Genomic DNA, 18126 nt, shown 5'->3' with positions numbered 1-18126 from the left:
GTTAAGTCTTCCAAAGTTACATAGTTCCCATAATGGCTTTTTCCATCTTTACTTGGTTGTGCTTTGAGTAAATTCTTACGGAACTGAGCCATGCTGGTGGCCAAGTTTTTAATTGATTCACTTTTTTCCATAACTTCCTCCTACTTAATTCGAATTGACCGTGTCTGTACCAGCTTGGCGCCGGGAACCTCTTCACCATCATTGAGCGCCTGTTTAATAGCCGCTTTATTCAGTTTCTTTTCTACCTCAGTAAATTCACCAGGAATAAGTTTATCGTCCGTCACAGCAACACTAACGGGGTTATTTTGAATCCAAATAGACAAGTCAATATCTTTGATTTTGTCCTTGCCTGCTGTTTCCATCGCGTGCTGTAGTGCCAATTTCAACCGACTAATATTGTTGGACAGCGCACGATTTCGTTCTTGGTCGTGTTTAATTTTGTCTGTCAGTTGCTTTTTGTCAGCTACCAGCTGCTTAATAACTTTGCCGTAGTCAATTGCTTTGTCAGCGATGCTATCTTGCAAGCTCTCAATTGTGTCATCGAACAGCTGCTGATCTTCTGGTTTGGCACTGCTGGCTAATTCAACGACATTCAATAAATTGCCATCAAGTTCGTATAGATTCATGCTTATTCCTCCTCCAAATTGGGTGACCAGGCAACAAGCTCGTCGCTGATACTGTATAGACGATCAATCTCATCATTGCTAAGTCGATCATTCTCGGCCAACAGTTGAACTTCTTTGAATAGATCGGATTTAATGTCATCTAATTCAGCTAAGTTACTAACGACCACTGCTTTAGGCTGAAAACGGCTGCTTGTGTGTACCTTGACTACGTCCATGAGATCACCTCCGCACTTTTAAAATCTTTCAAGAGGGTTGCCAGATGGTCATAGTCCCAATCAATCTGGGTTCCATAATCCTCACCCTCAGCATCTAAAAAGTCGTGCATTGAATCTTCATCGGTTGGCACATATTGGCCTTCTGCTTCCCAATAAGTTTCACCAGAAATCATGGGGTCGCCATTGGTATCTTTGACCATGAGTCCCGTCTTAGGCTGCGATTCCAGCCGATTCATGTACCGGACAAAATCAAACGTTGCTGCGTCTGGTGCTAAAGCCATTGCCAACGCCCCACTTTCTGAGTAGAATTCATATTGAAAATGCTTGATACATGTAATCTTTTGGTGAGTTCTGACGGCCAGGTCAGGACTCTTTTTTTATGCCATAGTTTCATCGGTCGACGACCTCCAATCCGTTAGTGAACATTTCAAATGGCTCATGGCCACGCTGCTTAATGACAGCAATTAGCTTATTCGACTTTCCGCAAACGTCCGGCTTGAGTTCTACTACTTTGCCAACACCAGCAGACACCATCTTGATACCTGTGGCATACGTATCTTCGTAACTGACCTTGTCACCAACATTAATTTTCATGTTGATCCTCCATTCCAAAAAAGTTCTTCCAAAATGGTGCCCATCCGCCGGCACGCACCACTGATTTACGTAGTTGATAACCAGCTGAGGCGATCAATACAATTACTGTTAGCCAGAAGGCTATAAAGCCAACTAACAGATAAACTTCATTCATGTGGATCATTCCTTTCCGTGTATACGTTCTTAACCCTATTGATTTACCAAGATTCTAAAGCTATGCTGTCTGCTCAACTTTAGGCATAATTCCCTTTGATTCGAGAAAGTCATAAAGGAAACGTTGCCCTTTTTGCGTCCACTTCATTGTGTTGCGAACCTTTTCGATGCCATCACTGTTGGTGTATCCGTAAGGCTCAACGTGTGTGTAGCCTTTATCCTGATACTTGGCATACAGTAGCCATGTTTTGCCTTGCTTGTATTGAATGCCTAATCCATGCAGCAGCTTGTTAAACTCACACGGTGAGTAGCCGAAGTTCTTAGCAATTACCGAGATTGTTTCTAATCCTGGATTAGCAAGGATCTTTTGAGTGTAATCCGCAGCCGGCTTAAGCTTCTGATTCTCTTCCATCGAATCAGCCAAGGCTCGTAATGCACTTGGGTAATCTTTCGGCAATGGTAGTTGCTGTTTGGATTTAGCTTGCTTTTCCATGGAAATGAAATATTTACGAGCTTGCTTACCTTTCTTAGTTCGTTGAATCATGGATAGCTCTTTTGCCATATCCAAAGTCAAAGCATGATTTACCTGTGGACGACCACCACTAGGTTTTACTCTTTTTCCAGTAAAACTAATGAAATCAACGTTTTCAGTGAATCCATACTTCTGCATATCTTTAAACCAATCGTTATAGCGTTCTTTAACTTCAAGAAAATCATGTAAGTCACGACCGTCAACGACAACGGAACCATCATCTTGCTTAAAAGTTTTAATTAATTCATTCATTTGTATCATTCCTTTCTATACTGTCTGCTCATCAATGGTTTCGATAAACATCTCCCCAAAATTGGGGACATCTTTCAACCGAGCTATAGAGCTGAATTTTCAGCGGTACTTAGGTAGTATGTCTGTCCAAAATTGGACACATCTTTCAGCCGAGTTATTGAGCGGAATTTTCCGCTGTACTATCTGCGGTCGTAAGTCGCCTTCGTGGCTCAATTTTGATCTGCCAACGTACTAACTTGGTGCATTAGCTGACCCGTTAAGATGACGTGATAGGTTGCTTTCGTGGCCTAATTTTCGACCCCCAATTTTGGGGAGCCAAACAACCGTGGTTCCAACTACGCTTGTAAAGTCACTTCCTTCATGTGGATCATTCCTTTCTAGTCAGCTTGCCAATTTGTCAACTTCACGATTAAATTTTTTTACTACAGACAATAAGACTAAAAAGTCTATGCCCGTAGCATTTGCCATTTTGTCAAGCTGTATTGCTGATATATTGGATGGATTAACTCTCAGCTTATATAGATAAGAAATATCAATTCCCATTTTATCGGCAATATAATTCATTCTCAAACCAGTAGATACAAGCTTTTCGTCTAATGGCTTATATGTCTTTCCCATCGCCTTGCCTCCTTCTTTATTACAATATCTAGTATATGTCTTGTTGCCAATTTGTCAATAAAAAATTGCCGATTTGTCAAAAAATATATTGCCTATTTGTCGAAAAATGTTAAACTAAAGTAGTAATAAAAAAGTTCTGAAAGGAATGGTAAACATGGCTAAAGTAGTTCTTCCTCAAATGATTGATTACTATAGAAAGCAAAACAACATGACCATGGCTGAATTAGGAAGCAAGCTCGGAAAAACCACTTCCGCCATTTCACGTTGGATATCAGGTAGTAGAAGCCCCATGGTCGATGATTTGGAGCGACTATCCAATTTATTTAATGTTGATATAAAAACATTAATGTACGGTGCCGATGATGATTATGCCAATATGATTTTGAAAGTCGTTTCTAAACTATCTGTTGACCAGCAAAAAGATGTTTATTCATTTGCAAGGGAAAAGCTAGCATCTTCTAATAGCTCTAACGTCATCAAATTCCCCAAAGACGATGACACCCTCGAAATTACGGCCAGCGGTGTTCTCTCTGCTGGTGTGGGTGAGTTCCTTGACGATTCTACTAAGCCATTCACTGTAACCGTACATAAGCCTGTCCCTAGCGATTACGACTATGCCTTCCAGATCAACGGCCACTCAATGGAACCTGTCTACCAGGATAAGCAAGTTGTCTTCGTTAAGAAGGAAGACGATTACCGTGATGGTCAGATCATTGCCGCGGTTATGGACGGTTGCGCGTATCTGAAAAAGCTGTCAGTAATTGATGGTGAGGCTACGCTGGTATCACTCAACCCAAAATATCCTAATATCAAAGTTGATAAAGAAACCGGCGTCAAAGTATTAGGCGTTGTATTCTCATGAGTCCCCTACATGGGGGCTTCTCTTAGCACTTCAAAAGAACATACGTTTGATTAGCCGGGTGGTTGGTCATGGGTCCGAGTCCTATGTAATCAGTTGATTCACGACTTAAATATGGAGGTTGCTATTATGACAACGTTTGAATTAGAAGAATACTGGGTCTAGAATTTTTGGTGTTGGAAAGTATTTACATTCCAAAAGTACTAGGCCCTTTTTGATAACAAAAAAAGGCATCTAAGCCTCCCTAGTGCTATGCTTTAAGCGACGAAACTCAAGATAAGCGGGGTAGGAATAGATGTCTCAACTAGATAATACACTTAAATTACTATGTTCACACGCGTCTACCAGCTGATTGCCTAGATTATCTACCACAATAACGTCACGATGGTAGGCTTATTTGTTATGCCTTCAAGTACGATATTCAGACAACATACCAGATTAAACGCCGCAACTAATAAAACAACAAAAAAGATCTCCCACACGAGGAGATCTCCAAAGGATAGAAACTATCCTTCAACACCATTTGACAAACTTCAAATAATGCAAAAAGGGCTTAATTCGTTTTTGCGAATTAAGCCCTTTTCTATCTAGAATTAATTTAGAATTTAATCTAAAGATTAACCAAAGATTGCGTTACCGGTATTAGCAGTTACCTTTACAGGTGAGTCACTACCATAAACAGTTTCTGCGGTGTAGAACAATTGAGCCTTGTCACCGTAAGTCCCCTTGTTAGCACTAGTCAAAGTGTACTTAACGTATGCCTTAACAGGAGTTTGTCCCTTAACAGCTTCAGCATTATCACCACTTTTAGCTACATAGAACGTTGGTGAGTACAAAGTACCCAACTTGTTGTTGTTAGCAAAAGTAGTTAAGTCAGCTGAAGTGAAGCCAGCACCTTGAGTACCAGAGAAACCAGTAGTCAAGCTAGGGAGTACAACTTTTGAACCATAATTTTTATAGTTAACAGATGAGTAATCTGCCTTTTCAGCGGCAGCCTTTTCAGCGGCAGCTACGGCGTTAGTGTAACTTTTAATTTGAGTAGCACTTAATGAAGAAAGCTTAGTGAAAGTTACAGTTGGGTTAGACTTGGTATCAGTACCATTTTCTTTGCCGTATGCAAAAATAGTGCTAGTTACAGTAGTACCTTTGTTTACACTCAAGGTGATCGTGTCACCTGTTTTAGCAGCTAACAAAGCAGCAGCGTTGGCGTTTGAAGTCTTATCGTAAGTGTAACCGGTACCTTGCAATTTAGTATCAACCCAAGTAGTAGCCTTGGCAGTAGCATCAGTACCAACAGCAGTACCAACAGCATTAGCAGCCTTCTTAGTGGAGTCGGCTAACAGGTTTTGGAGAACACCAGAAGCAACGGTCTTACCATCGTTAGTGAAGTTAACCTTAACATCAGTAGCTTGGTTGAAGGCAACCTTAGTATCGGTAGTAACGGCCTTACTGTAGATCCAACCATTAACCGTAGGGTTTTGTTGGTCTTCAACGTAGTAGTATAATGAGCCTTCACGAGTCTTAGTTTCAGCCTTAGTGACCTTTAAAGTGTCACCGGCGAAAGGAGTGGTGTTCTTAACAACTTTAGAAGCACCAGACTTGTATTGAGTGTACTTAGGCGCAGTCCAAGTAACATTCTTAGTACCAGGATTAGTGAAAGTAACAGTCTTACCAATCATGCTGTCAGTCGTGTTAGCAGTAGTCGTTTCAGCGGCCTTGATACCACCACCAAAGGTGTCGGCAACCTTACCACCGTAAACATAACCACGGTACTTTTGGTCCATCGTTACAACACGGTAGTAGACAGAACCACGGTTAGTGGTCTTAACACCGTAAGCACGGAAGTAGTCAGCAGACTTCTTAGAAGAAGCTAACTTAGCCATCGTTGCCTTAGAAGCAACTACCTTAGCACCCTTAACAGTACCAGGCTTAGTGTAAAGTGCGTTAGTACCAGTAGCTTCTACGTTACGCTTAGTAGCGTCAGTAGTCAGCTTGCTGTAAGCACCGGCAGTTGCATAGCTCTTAGCACTTGCAGTAGTGGTAGTAACAGCTGAAAGACCAGCTAAACCTAACACTGCAGCGCCTACATAAATAGATTTTGCGAATGATGAACGCATAGATGAAAACCTCCTAATAATTTCTTTTTAGCAAAAACATTATGTAAATGTCCACAATCATTCTTGCTAATGGCAATTATAGCATACGTTACCAACTATGCCAAAAGAAAACTTTAACAAATTCACAAAAAAGTCACAACTACCAAAAAAAGTGCATAAAAAAACCCTTCAACAGGTCAGCGGAAGGGAAGAAATCATGGATTCATCTATGCAGGAATAATTATATCTTATATGTAGCAAAAAAGCAATGACGATGAAATATTTGTAACAAAAAAGGACGCCCTGCTTGAAGGAGCGTCCAATCTTCAAAGAAGGAAGAAAACCAACTTTAAAGAAATCTCTTAATGTAGACTAACATCTATTTAATATAATGTCAATAAGAATAGAAAGAAGAACGTTTCCATTAAGTTACTAACAGTAGTAGAGAACAAGCAAACCTAATAACACTTACCATCATCTCATTGCTTAACATGCTATGGCTGATAATACAATTAGCTATACCAATTTCTACTTTACATAATCACGATTATACCAAGTAGCCACCATTCGCCCTGATAAAACAACGATCCGTTATTTCTCGTTTGTGAAAATTTCTGATAACCAATTGGTATAGGTCTTAGATTGGCTTTAACTGGGGAACTGTACTTTGTGAAATTTCTTGGGATTACGCCTGTACCATTCATCAATATTCTCCGTATTTTTGAACTTTCTTTTGAATTTGACTTGACGGGTTATGGGTTACCCTTCAGTTTAGAGGGAGTGACGTTTTGAGCGCAGAATTGTTCCCTGGAATCAGCTATTTGGAATAACTGAACCAGAGTACAATTCTACTACTAAAAGTTTCCCCTTAGTTCGTCGGTCGTTAACGCCCGTCGCTTGTCTGTACAATTGCGGTATTGCTACCACCACTCATTATAAACCTACGTTTTCGGTTTAGCCTACTAAAAAACGCCCTAGAAGGCGTTGATGATACGTATTTATTTTTGTTCGATCACCAACTAATCAGTGGCACCAAGCCGAAGCTTCGTTTTACCACCCGCGCCGTTAATGGTCGCGCTCACCATTCACCACCCAGCCGTACAGATGACCTTGTTGTGGTATAGCCAGACTTATTGAAGTCGCACTGGCAAACGTGTCCCCTTGGATTTAGACCCCAGCTTGTCCCCTAGGGCTTTAAAAATCGCACCGGCCATGATATAATAATAACTAAATTAATTTTATCTTTGTGGCGCTCACCGATGCCTGTCGGTGGGTGTTTTTTTATGTTCTATTTTATATTTTTAATAATACCCCACCTTAGCAAGAAAATAAAGGTGAAATTAGTTTTTGTATACTAATATTCAAATAGTAATTTATACGAATATCCTAATAGTAAAATATACATTTAGTATGATATTCAAATATACGGATAGTAAAAAAATATGTACTGGTATATCAATAACAACGCGGTCGTCTTATTTGAATATCTGAATACAAATATTCAAATATTCAAATACACAAATAGTCAAATATTCAGATATACAAATAGTAAATTTAAATAAACACACAAATCAAAACAAATATGTGGTAATATTTTTTGTAGTAAGGAGGGGACATGTTGACTAAGAAAATATTATTCGGAAATTTTAAGGGCGGTGTAGGCAAGACAACCAATTCCGTGATGACTGCCTATGAATTAGCAAAGAAAGGGTATAAAACACTTGTATGTGACTTAGATCCTCAATCAAACTCCACTCAACTATTGAGAAGAACATATGGATTGCAGCATAACTCTGAATTAAAGATTGATAAAACTATGATGGTTGCAATTCAAGAAGAAAAACTACCCGATGCCATCGTTGAGATAATGAATAACCTGTACTTATTGCCTTCTTACAAAGACTTCGTTAGCTACCCGGATTTCTTGGAAATGAAATTTATGCCTAACGTGCCAAACTATAAAGAAAAAAGAATGTCATATTTCGGTAATCTTCTATCTGAAGTAGAAAATAAATTTGATTACATTATTTTTGATGTTCCGCCTACACTATCAATATTTACAGACACTGCTTTATACGATACAGATTATGTTATTATTGTTCTTCAGACTCAGCAAAGATCATTAGACGGTGCAGAAGCATTTTGGGAATATCTTCAAGAATTCTACAACAATCACACAGCTATAGACTTCGATATTGCTGGGATCTTGCCAGTCCTGCTAAAAAACAATTCCGGAATTGACAATCAAATCATAAAAGATGCTAGAGAAACTTTTGGCAAAGATATGATTTTTGAAAACATCATGCACCATATGGAAAGGTTGAAGCGCTACGATAGAAAAGGAATATCAGAAAAAGGGCTAACTAGTGTAAACGACTTCCACGATATAAGGCTACACGCATTGTACGGCAAATTAACGGAAGAAATTATTGCTCGGACTGGGGGCAAATAGAAATGGCTAAAATGGAATTCAAAAAGCAAGATAGAAAGCAATTAAAGCAAACCAAACCAGTAGAAGAAACTGTCATATCTCGTCCTAGTAAAACATTTGATATAAAAGATATGGAAAAAAATGAAACGAATAAGAATCCCGTTGGTCGCCCTCGAAAAAACAAAAAGTATGGAACTGTTAGACTTCAAAAAAATAATGTAAATAGAATTAACTCCATTCAAAATTCGTTAGGATATATTACTCAAGATGATCTTATATCAGCACTGTTGGACAAAGCTGAGCGTGAATTATCAAATGAGCAAAAAATAATGTTCGAAATGTATATGAAGACATACCAAAACCGTAGTTCAAAGCACCCATAGACAACACGTTCAGCTTTTAGACGTATACTTGTCCGTTTAAATGAAGCAGAATGCACACAAAAAAAGCCACCCACCTCGTGATGAGATGAGTGGCCTTTTGGTTATGCCAATTTTGTAGGATTAATTTGATCCTAGCACTATTTACTTTTCAATTCACGTACATCATTCTCAACATTGTCTAAGCGTTCGTTGATAACTTTATGCTCGCTTCTGCTAGTAATTAAATCTTCACGCAGCGTATTTTGCGAATCAAACAGCCGTTCAATTCGCTGGCTGCTATGTTCCATGCTTCTAGCGATCTCTTCCAGCTGTGTGGTAAACGGCTTCATGGCAACCATCAAAGCCGCATAGATACCCGCAACTACAGCCAAAGCCAAGGTGATTAATTCCATCCAACGATCAAAGGTCATTACTTACCACCAGACTTTCTGACTAACTTTACATAGGCCTTATTAGCTGAGATGTACCCAACGGCAGTCTTAATTCGGCACACTTTGCCATACTTGACAGCCTTACCGTAAATGGTACTGCCCTTTGAGAAGTGAACACGGCGCTTGTTAGCCTTGTCTAGGGCTGGCTTACCATATACATTAACCTTACGGGTAATCACCTCGTACAAGCCGTTATCAGCCCAGTATGAGGCTTTCTTAGGCGTTGCCTTGGTAACCTTACCCGAAAGTTTACCATCGAAGTCATAACTGCAATCTACACCGTGACCCTTCCAGTTGTCGGTATTTTGCCAAGCGTTGGCATTATTAACTCCCGGTTGACTAACACCATAAGCGGCCACCCAGATTGCTTTATCTACTAACTGTGACCGATTAATCCGACCAGCATTGAACCAGCTACCTGAGCCGTACGTAATCACATTCTTGTACCCATGACTAATCAGGTACCGAAGGAATACGTTAACCTGACTGGTTGTCTTCCATGGTAAATCGGGTGCTTCAACATCAATGGCTAATACTGTGGATTTATCTAATCCCATCTTCTTCACCCATGATAGAAAGTATTGAGCTTCAGCCGTTCCTCGTCCATGGAAGAAGTGGTAAACCCCAATGGTATTGAATACTTTGAATCCATTAGCAATCTGATTACCAGCCTTGGGACTGAGATAACCAGTGCCTTCAGTCAACTTTACCATAATCCCATGAGCACCCCACTTCTTGAGTTGCTTCATGTAAGCTAAGGAATCGGCTTGGTACGAGGATAGGTCAACAATTTTCTTAGTCATTGCTATCAGTCCCTTCTGATGGGGTAATGACCTCCGTTGGTGCCGGGGTAACTACTGGGGCATGATTATCCCCACCGGCTACCTTGTATGCTTGGTAAGCCTTCTCAACCAACCCTGAGATAGTTTGGACGTCTAAGTCGAAACCATTTGCCGTCAACTGGGAGTTAACGAAGCGGATTGCTTCCTTCTTGCGGTCAGACAGAGATAAACTAGCCATTACCGCCATTTCTGGAACAATGGTATTCGCCAAGTTTAATCCAACTTCTAGTCCTTGCTTAACGTGGGTATTCTTTTCAGTCTGTACCTTGTGAGTTAAGAGTGGCTTTACCAACTTGTACACGGCGGGAATTAACACCATTAAGAAGGCGAATACCCCCGCGTTATTAAGCCAATTGAACACATCTGTAATTTCTTTGAACATTTTTCATCCTCCAATTTTGGACAAATTAAGAGCACTGACTAACTGGCTGAGTAGAAGCTAGTTAGTGGTGCTTGTGGTCGTTGCTTGAGTTGTTGGTGCTACATACGCTTCGCCGGTGATATCCTTGTAATCGTCAGCAGTAATCCCATCTGGTAATCCCACGACTGTTGCTAACGTTTCCTTGCTAATTGTCTTCCAATCTTGATATGCCCACGTATAAATTTGAACCATATTATTTCGTCCCCTTTTCTGATTGACTTAGTGCAAGTTCTGTAATTGACTTCTGTAACTGGTTGATACCAGTTTGTAACTGACTGATACTCGTTGCGGATACCGTTTGCTGTTGTGCTAAAGCCGTTGCCGACTGTACCGCTTGCTGACTAGTTTCCAACACACCGGCGTACTTGGTATTCAACTCATCAAGGGATAAGTCTGGCAAGTTACCCGGATTGAGTATAACCTTTTTATCAGTATCGTACCGGAATTTGTCGGAATGCTGAGCAAACTGAGTAATCCACGAATCAAGAATGAACACCTTAGTAAACCCGTCTACTTCAGTATTCTGGTAAGCTGTAATGAAACCGTCTGTATCATAAGTTATATAAATAAACATTATTTATTATCTCCTTTTTTATTAGTAAGCTGTAATACTACCTGTACTGACTAAGTCCGAATGTACTCCACTTGACCCTGAAAAGCTTCCCTTAGTAAACCTTGTAGTTTTCAACCCTATATCGGTTATATACCTTATTCTACGTTGTTGTATTAGAACCATCTGGTGTTAGCTTGTACACAGACTTACTATAAGTACCAGCGTATACATTACAACTGGAATCTACTGCTACTGAGTACACAATATAATCTGCAGTAAACTTCCACACTTGCTTTCCACTAGAATCTAGCTTGTACACAGACTTATTATTAGTACCAGCGTATACATTACCACTAGAATCTACTGCTACTGAGTACACAAGACTATCTGCAGTAAACTTCCACACTTGATTTCCACTAGCATCTAGCTTGTACACAGACTTATTACTAGTACCAGCGTATACATTACCACTGGAATCTACTGCTACTGAGAACACAAGACTATCTGCAGTAAACTGCCACACTTGCTTTCCACTAGAATCTAGCTTGTACACAGACTTATTATTAGTACCAGCGTATACATTACCACTAGAATCTACTGCTACTGAGTTCACAGTATTGTCTGCAGTGAACGTCCACACTTGATTTCCACTAGCACCTAACTTGTATATAGAACTAGCATCGGTACCAACGTAAACGTTACCACTGGAATCTACTGCTACTGAGGTCACAACATTGACTGCAGTAAACTTCCACACTTGATTTCCACTAGCATCTAGCTTATACACAAAATTACTAAAATCACCAGCGTAAGTACCAGCGTATACATTACCACTAGAATCTACTGCTACTGATTTCACAGCATTGTCTGCAGTAAACTTCCACACTTGCTTTCCACTAGTATTTATCTTGTACACAGCATAACCATCGGTACCAGCGTATACATTACCACTAGAATCTACTGCTACTGAGTTCACAACATCGTTTACAGTAAACTTCCAAGGCTTATTATCAATAAATCTCCAGATTACTTTACCGTTTTTAGCTTCTCCAAGGAGCTTCTTACCATTAAGTGCCAATCCAATAACTTTTTTACCCTTAATTGCTAACCCCAAATTTAATCATCTCCTTAACTAACTCTCCAACCAATAATAAATATCATCAGAATTACCCGTAGCTGAGTCACTAATAGCACTATTTTCATCATTTTTAGATGCTTGTATATGAGCCCCTACAGAATTTCCATTATGTTGAATAGACCCTGTAAAGTTATTTGTACCAGATAGGTGGGCAACTTGAGACGTTGCGCCACTAACAGCATTTGTAACATCCGTTGTGGTTGCCACGTCAATACCAGACTTTTGAAGTTTTCCTGTAAAATTGGCATCCTTAGTCGTATCTGCAAGTGTTGATGGAACTGCTGGAACACCATCTTTAGTGATATATGGATTGCCGGTTGTCTTGTCAATTGGTGCAACGTCAAAAGTTTTTTGACCAGCAATCTCTTCTGTACCAGTACTATGAACTACTTTGCTATCGTCAGCAGGTGTGTAACCAATTTTATCTTGTTTGGCGTTAACTTCTTCAATTCCCGCTACATCGCTAGCTGGTTTACGCATATCGGTGACGTTAACCTTATCTTCTGGAGCTGGAGTCCAATCAGTGGCTATTGAACCCGTGTTTGCAAATTGATGATTTATTGCGCAAACATTTGCTATTCCAGGGGTATTTCCATTGTCAATTTGAACTAAAATATTAGTTGTTCCAGTAGGAATAGTTTTTGAGACGAACGCATGAGCAGTTTGTCCTTCTGATACAGAATAGCTTAAATAACCTATTTGAATTTCTGCAGATGATAATAAAAACACTTTTAAGACAGTGTTTCCAGCATTTGAAGTTATATCGGCACTTACATTTAATGTATCGCCAACATTAAATTGAGTAATAGAAGATTTCCAAATAGTGTATCCAGCCACTGAATCATAATGAACAATATTATCAGTAGAACCAATTAATAAATTACGTCCACCAATAGTATCTGATAACTTATTGAACGGCTGTACCTGAACTCCATTAAGTTGTTCAGTGCCATTTTTGTTATCAGTAACTTTTGTACTCAATCCATTGTTTAAATCAGTAACGGTAACGTAGTTGCTTAAGTTTGGGCTTACACTTCCACAGTTTTTCCATGCTCCAGAATCCCAAACATATAAATCTGTACCAACAAAGTAGCAGTAACCTTCTTGATTTCCAGTCTTTGGAAGTTGTGAAGCCTCCTTGACTGTGCCTTTAACAACTAACCCAGAACCAACAGGACCTTGTGGGCCAATTGGTCCACGAGGTCCTGTTTTGCCAATATCGCCTTTATCACCTTTTTGTGAAACAAGGTAAAAGTCTTTTGTTGTGTCATCAGTATAGTTTAAAGTAGCTTTCATCCACAAATTAGGGTTTGCATTCGTTGTAGCAATGATGTTATCTGACCAAATCCCTGTTGGAGCAGTAGTTGCACTACTTGAAATTTGATATTGAATTGTAGTTGAAGAAACACCTGTGCCAGTATTTCCTTTAATACCTTGAGGCCCTTGTAATGATCCGCAATCTTTCCATGCACCATTAGTCCAGACATACAGTTCTTCACCAACTAAGTAACCATCGCCTTCACTAGCTGTTTTTGGAAGCTGGGAAGTAGTGTCAACCTTACCTTTAATCTCTAGTCCTTGTCCAGTATCACCTTTTGGCCCTTGCAATGTGGAAACTTTGTTAGTTAAGTCAGTCTTAAGCTGGTCGAATTCCTGTTGAAAATCATCCAAACTCATAACCGGGATAACATCACCAGAGTCACTCATAACATTTTCAGTAATGGTGAATCCTTGTGGGTCATCACTTGGGAAGATGGCGTTGTACGTAGTCGTACCAGTTGATGAGGTAGCAGTAACACTGGTTGTACCGTCATCAGTTAATCCTTCTTGACTGCCAGGAGTAATCAGGCTGGATAAGGTCACCCAAACTTCGATGGTGTAATCATCGGGTACTAAGGCATTCATGACCTCAGTATCCACCGGCATGGTAATCAATCCGGCCAATGGTTGCTTAATCGTAGCCATATCAATCGGTTTATCGAATACATATCCGGTATCGTTGGCAACTTTGACATCAATGCTCTTAGCATTAGTTAGGTCAAATGCTGAGCCATCTTGGGTAATTGCCAAGTTAAAACTGGCTGTAGTATCGAGGTATTTAACCTCATTGTTGCCATCGGTAAAGTACAGTTCTTTACTCACTTTCACCGCCTCCTAGGGCATTCGTAGCCTCAGTTTTCAACCTGGCTAGTACCAGTTGTTTGAATCCAGCCCACATATCGGTGTTTGTCATTGATTTAAAGGCGTTGGTAGCTTCTTCTGATGTCGCATCAAAATCCCCGTAGCAGATATGGCTGGTACCCGTAAATGAAGCGGTGTACTTTACATGCGTTGTTCCATTATCATTCTGCTTAACATCAAGGCTTGTAATCATTCCTGCATCTTCCTTTCTAGCTTAGCGACTCTCATAGTTAACTCTGAATTGCGTTTAGTCAGTTCTTTAACGGCAGCCATCAATAGTCCGACCTCATTGTCGATAGACACTCCATCAGTTTGTTTGTTAATCAAATCGGAGGAGATGTTATAAGCTTTGTTTCCATTCGAATTAACATCATCAATTACCGGACCAATATTGGTTTGTTGAGAATTGTCTGAATCTTTGTAATCGTAGCGTTTTACATCTGTTCCTGATATTTGAGCCAGGGCATACTCTCCAGATACATCTGCCAGGTTTCTCTTAACAGATAGCTGAGACATTTTGTTAAAACTAGCAGCGTGAAGTGCAGCGCCACCTTGCCCAGAATCCCCGCCACCAATTTCAAAATAAACATCTCCAGAGGTAGTGCCAAACACAGAACCCGCACTCATCGTTAAGCTTTGAGTAGAAATTCTCTGTGCTCCGCTATATATGCCATTAGCACTAACCATCACTCTAGGATTAGCCTTAGAACCGCCTAAATCGATTAATCCCGGCATAACCCATGTACCCGTATTCTCTGCGGTATCAGTTGTATGGAATCCGTTGTAATCTAACCAATATTCATCAGTTCCGCTTGATAAATGGATAGTTGATCCAGTTATTGACCCACCAATAATCGTTGCTGACTCAAGCGTTCCAGCAGTAACGTGCCCTAAATCAGCTGTTAAGGCCGACAACTGTTTAACACTTAGTGCCTGCTGGTCCCACTTTTTAGCCTTCCATTCACCGCTGGTATAGATATACATGGCTGAGGCAACATCATCGTTAATAACCGTCCACATATCGCCTTCGTTGTGTTCCTTACCATCATCAAATGGGGTGCTGGTTGAAACTGTTGTTTTTCCATCCATGGTGGCTACTGTATTCTTCATCTTTTTGGCTAAGTCATCGGCACTATCGGAGGCTTCTTGGGCTAACTTAGTTGCTTCATTAATATCGACTGAACCCGTTGCAATAATCATCCTTCGACCACCTCCTGATAAGTCTCACCGTCATCAATGTTGAAAGCAGAATCGTCATCACTGGCACTATCTGAGTCGTCAGTATCATCAGGGATTACCACTGGTTCTTCTACCTCGGTGTTTTCACCCTCATCTTCTGCTGGGTAAGTGACGGATAAGTCCTTGCTATCATCGCGGATACCAATTGGAATTGACCATAGTCCAGAGTGACTAATCATGACGTTATGAGCCGCGTCTCGGTACTCGCTGACATTGAATCCAATCATTAGCTGATCATTATCTAAGTCAGGGTATACCCCTTCTGGTTCAAAGTGGCCACCATATTCAATTGGTACTGTCAGCTGAATATCTTGTGAAGGTTCAATCTGGTAATTAAAAATGACTGACTGGGTAATGAGATTGATACACATTACTAGTCGGTCATCCTTATTATTGACGTCCCCTGATGTAAAGAAGGCGTATGGGTATGCAATTGAGTTAGCTTGAATCGTATTATATTTTCCATTATTAGCCACACCCGAGGGTACCGGATTCCAGCCGAAGTCCTGCAACTTGAATCGGATAATTGGGAGATACTTGCCAGCTTTCAAATCCGAGATATTACATACTTCTACGGTCCCGTCCATCTGGCTCCCAATCCATAATCCATTGGTTAGATCAACGTTAGGTCGGACATAAGTCTCAATCTCGCACCACTTAGTCACGGTACTGGAATCGCTATTAATCACGGCATGAGGGGTGTATGGAAAGGTTGCTAGCCATTTTTTGCTACCATTTAAATCCTTAATCTGGGAATAAATCAGGTTGTTTGCCTCATCATAGCCAAAGGAAGAACCATGTTGACCGCCTTGAACGATCATGGAATCAATTAGTACCCCTTTAGCACTCCAATGTAGGTATTGGCAATCACTTAAATTAGACTGATTTTGCTTTCCTTTGTACGCATAACTGGCCAGTATCTCACCATTGCTCATAACGTACGAGAATTGCAATGCCCCAACGTGATGATTACCGAATTCATCAGGGTTACCGTCAGTGGTCTCCCACAACTTCTTGAAGGTTCCATCAGTGTTAGTACCAGTGTCTATCCACATTTCAGACTCATCTTTAACGAAGGCGTCATCAATTGATACCACTAAGCTACCAACAAATGGTGGGGTAATGGTGACTTCATAACCGTCTTTAGCATGTTCTGCTTCCCAATTCAAATTATGGGTACCATCTTGCTGAATATATTCCCAATTAAACGCCGCCGCTGATAAGAAGGACGTGACATTTTCACCTTCAATGAATAACCTTGCGATTACCCTTTTACTGGTATCAGTATTCGTCCATGATTGCCCCAGTGGGGTAATTAGGCTGATACTAGCAGCATTTTGGTTCTTTTTGGCGTCTTCAAACAGCTTTTTTACGTGGTCATTCCACCGCTGTTCCATGCTTTTAATAAAATTGGGAGTAACGACTGTAACCGTTGAGAACTCCCCGATGACTACCTTATTTTGAGTTGGGTCACTCTCGGAAGTTGTCCGTTGAATAACTCTAGCTTGCAAAGTTAATACTGGGGTCATAGTCAGGTCGATTACCTTAATGGTGTCACCTAATTGGGCATCAAAATCTGAAGTTACATCAACGGAATAATTAACCCGTGGGTGATTATACAGTCTGAGTGTCTTCAATCCCAACGACAGTAAAGCATCGGGTTCGCTGATAGTCGAACTGGTAATACTACCTTCCAACCAAGTGTTGGCATCATTGTTGTACAAGGAGTTAGCAGAGGCATCGGTGACAAAGTTACGACCACCATTGCCTTTGGCTTTACTGATTGAAGCTCCACCGGAACCATAGACGTACAGCTTGGTAATCAGAGTTGTATCAACTGTCTCTCGCTTAATGGACAGCATGTTGTCACCATAAGTGATACGTCTACCAGTGTTCTGTCCCCGTTGATCGGACAATTCCAGAATGGTATCAACCACAATCCCAGAACTATCTAATTTTACGTACCCGTCTGCCTCACAATCGTAGGTAGTCAGGATCGTTTGTAGCAAAGTTTGAGATGAGCTTTCTCCATCAATGGAAAAATCTGAAAGCAGTCCAGAGGTTGCATTATTTACCAGTGTTATTCCAGTACCCGCAATAATCCAATCCATGGCTGCTGGTAAATCACACTCTTTAATCTCTTTTTTAGTGGGAATTGTCTTACCCAGTCGCCAGATTAATAGGTTAATGGCATCAGCTGAAATAAGGTTAGTCCCAGAGGTGTTATCCATGGTCTCATCAACGGTATATATTCGGTACACTCGCCAGCGGTCATTGGCTTGGTCATAAGCCGCTAAGTGATTGCCTACTCTCAGGTATTGAGCCGCTGGACTGTCTGCTACCATGGTGAGACCGGTAAAGGTATCATTCCAACTCTTTGAGTTAGCGTTTGGGTCAGAAGTATTAGCTAGACTGGCTTCGGTAATGCTGTCATTTGAAGAATTATCATCGGCCAATTGTTGCTGAATAGTTTCACCCCAGAATATATTTGTATCGGTTGTCGTGTCTAAGGTGGCGACTCGTTTGAGATTTTTATCAAGAATGACGTACACACGTCTTAAC

Annotated in this window: 21 protein-coding genes; 3 read left to right on the top strand and 18 right to left on the bottom strand. The window is 40.6% G+C overall.

Annotation, left to right across the window (positions count from 1 at the left end; all coding sequences use genetic code 11):
* Positions 1-140: 140 nt before the first annotated feature.
* From AB3Y94_RS13320 to AB3Y94_RS13290, 7 genes are all read right to left on the bottom strand, one after another.
* Positions 141-626 (bottom strand): siphovirus Gp157 family protein, encoded by a 486-nt coding sequence (locus tag AB3Y94_RS13320; RefSeq protein ID WP_367296618.1) that lies wholly within the window; start codon positions 624-626, stop codon positions 141-143.
* 2 nt (positions 627-628) lie between these two features.
* Entirely contained in the window at positions 629-841 is a 213-nt protein-coding gene (locus tag AB3Y94_RS13315; RefSeq protein WP_367296617.1) for a hypothetical protein, read from the bottom strand.
* On the bottom strand, positions 832-1122 hold the full coding sequence (locus tag AB3Y94_RS13310) for a hypothetical protein (RefSeq protein ID WP_367296616.1): 291 nt from the start codon (positions 1120-1122) through the stop codon (positions 832-834). The genes AB3Y94_RS13315 and AB3Y94_RS13310 overlap by 10 nt, the downstream gene beginning before the upstream one ends.
* A 109-nt stretch (positions 1123-1231) precedes the next feature.
* Positions 1232-1435, bottom strand: a complete 204-nt coding sequence (locus tag AB3Y94_RS13305) for a hypothetical protein (protein ID WP_367296615.1) — start codon at positions 1433-1435, stop codon at positions 1232-1234.
* Positions 1425-1589: a hypothetical protein gene (locus AB3Y94_RS13300; RefSeq protein ID WP_367296614.1), complete on the bottom strand. Its 165-nt coding sequence runs from the start codon at positions 1587-1589 to the stop codon at positions 1425-1427. Before AB3Y94_RS13300 ends, AB3Y94_RS13305 begins: the two co-directional genes overlap by 11 nt.
* 60 nt (positions 1590-1649) lie before the next feature.
* On the bottom strand, positions 1650-2372 hold the full coding sequence (locus AB3Y94_RS13295; protein ID WP_367296613.1) for an antA/AntB antirepressor family protein: 723 nt from the start codon (positions 2370-2372) through the stop codon (positions 1650-1652).
* A gap of 381 nt (positions 2373-2753) precedes the next feature.
* Complete coding sequence (locus tag AB3Y94_RS13290) at positions 2754-2990, bottom strand: helix-turn-helix transcriptional regulator (RefSeq protein ID WP_204122050.1); 237 nt, start codon at positions 2988-2990, stop codon at positions 2754-2756.
* A 154-nt stretch (positions 2991-3144) separates the two neighbouring features.
* On the opposite strand from AB3Y94_RS13290, the gene AB3Y94_RS13285 reads away from it, so the two are divergent.
* Positions 3145-3852 (top strand): helix-turn-helix domain-containing protein, encoded by a 708-nt coding sequence (locus AB3Y94_RS13285; protein WP_367296612.1) that lies wholly within the window; start codon positions 3145-3147, stop codon positions 3850-3852.
* Between the two features lie 614 nt (positions 3853-4466).
* Here the strand turns inward: AB3Y94_RS13285 and AB3Y94_RS13280 are convergent.
* Positions 4467-5966 carry a hypothetical protein gene (locus tag AB3Y94_RS13280; RefSeq protein ID WP_367296611.1) on the bottom strand — a complete coding sequence of 500 codons (1500 nt, stop codon included), beginning with the start codon at positions 5964-5966 and terminating at the stop codon, positions 4467-4469.
* Positions 5967-7563: 1597 nt separating this feature from the next.
* Here AB3Y94_RS13280 and AB3Y94_RS13275 point away from each other — a divergent pair.
* A complete protein-coding gene (locus AB3Y94_RS13275; protein WP_367296610.1) occupies positions 7564-8397 on the top strand; it encodes a ParA family protein in 834 nt (277 codons plus the stop codon).
* A 2-nt stretch (positions 8398-8399) separates the two neighbouring features.
* Positions 8400-8759, top strand: a complete 360-nt coding sequence (locus AB3Y94_RS13270) for a hypothetical protein (RefSeq protein WP_065928791.1) — start codon at positions 8400-8402, stop codon at positions 8757-8759.
* Positions 8760-8896: 137 nt separating this feature from the next.
* Here the strand turns inward: AB3Y94_RS13270 and AB3Y94_RS13265 are convergent, their stop codons facing one another.
* The 10 genes from AB3Y94_RS13265 to AB3Y94_RS13220 form a co-directional block, all read right to left on the bottom strand.
* Positions 8897-9169 carry a hypothetical protein gene (locus AB3Y94_RS13265; RefSeq protein WP_367296609.1) on the bottom strand — a complete coding sequence of 91 codons (273 nt, stop codon included), beginning with the start codon at positions 9167-9169 and terminating at the stop codon, positions 8897-8899.
* Entirely contained in the window at positions 9169-9993 is an 825-nt protein-coding gene (locus AB3Y94_RS13260) for a GH25 family lysozyme (protein WP_367296608.1), read from the bottom strand. The genes AB3Y94_RS13265 and AB3Y94_RS13260 overlap by 1 nt, the downstream gene beginning before the upstream one ends.
* A complete protein-coding gene (locus AB3Y94_RS13255; RefSeq protein ID WP_367296607.1) occupies positions 9986-10414 on the bottom strand; it encodes a hypothetical protein in 429 nt (142 codons plus the stop codon). The genes AB3Y94_RS13260 and AB3Y94_RS13255 overlap by 8 nt, the downstream gene beginning before the upstream one ends.
* A gap of 57 nt (positions 10415-10471) precedes the next feature.
* On the bottom strand, positions 10472-10645 hold the full coding sequence (locus tag AB3Y94_RS13250; RefSeq protein WP_367296606.1) for an XkdX family protein: 174 nt from the start codon (positions 10643-10645) through the stop codon (positions 10472-10474).
* A gap of 1 nt (position 10646) precedes the next feature.
* Positions 10647-11027, bottom strand: a complete 381-nt coding sequence (locus tag AB3Y94_RS13245; protein WP_367296605.1) for a hypothetical protein — start codon at positions 11025-11027, stop codon at positions 10647-10649.
* Positions 11028-11166: 139 nt separating this feature from the next.
* The gene (locus AB3Y94_RS13240) at positions 11167-12120 is read right to left on the bottom strand and encodes a PQQ-binding-like beta-propeller repeat protein (protein WP_367296604.1); all 954 of its coding nucleotides are present in this window, start codon (positions 12118-12120) and stop codon (positions 11167-11169) included.
* A gap of 18 nt (positions 12121-12138) precedes the next feature.
* Positions 12139-14286, bottom strand: a complete 2148-nt coding sequence (locus tag AB3Y94_RS13235) for a hypothetical protein (protein WP_367296603.1) — start codon at positions 14284-14286, stop codon at positions 12139-12141.
* The gene (locus AB3Y94_RS13230) at positions 14279-14518 is read right to left on the bottom strand and encodes a hypothetical protein (RefSeq protein ID WP_367296602.1); all 240 of its coding nucleotides are present in this window, start codon (positions 14516-14518) and stop codon (positions 14279-14281) included. The genes AB3Y94_RS13235 and AB3Y94_RS13230 overlap by 8 nt, the downstream gene beginning before the upstream one ends.
* Entirely contained in the window at positions 14515-15525 is a 1011-nt protein-coding gene (locus AB3Y94_RS13225; RefSeq protein WP_367296601.1) for a hypothetical protein, read from the bottom strand. The genes AB3Y94_RS13230 and AB3Y94_RS13225 overlap by 4 nt, the downstream gene beginning before the upstream one ends.
* Positions 15522-18116 carry a phage tail spike protein gene (locus AB3Y94_RS13220; protein WP_367296600.1) on the bottom strand — a complete coding sequence of 865 codons (2595 nt, stop codon included), beginning with the start codon at positions 18114-18116 and terminating at the stop codon, positions 15522-15524. The genes AB3Y94_RS13225 and AB3Y94_RS13220 overlap by 4 nt, the downstream gene beginning before the upstream one ends.
* Positions 18117-18126 lie beyond the last annotated feature (10 nt).

Origin of the sequence: Levilactobacillus yonginensis, assembly GCF_964065165.1 — a bacterium.
In the GTDB taxonomy this organism is placed as follows: Bacteria; Bacillota; Bacilli; order Lactobacillales; family Lactobacillaceae; genus Levilactobacillus; species Levilactobacillus yonginensis_A.
This window is presented reverse-complemented; position numbering and strand designations above follow the sequence as displayed.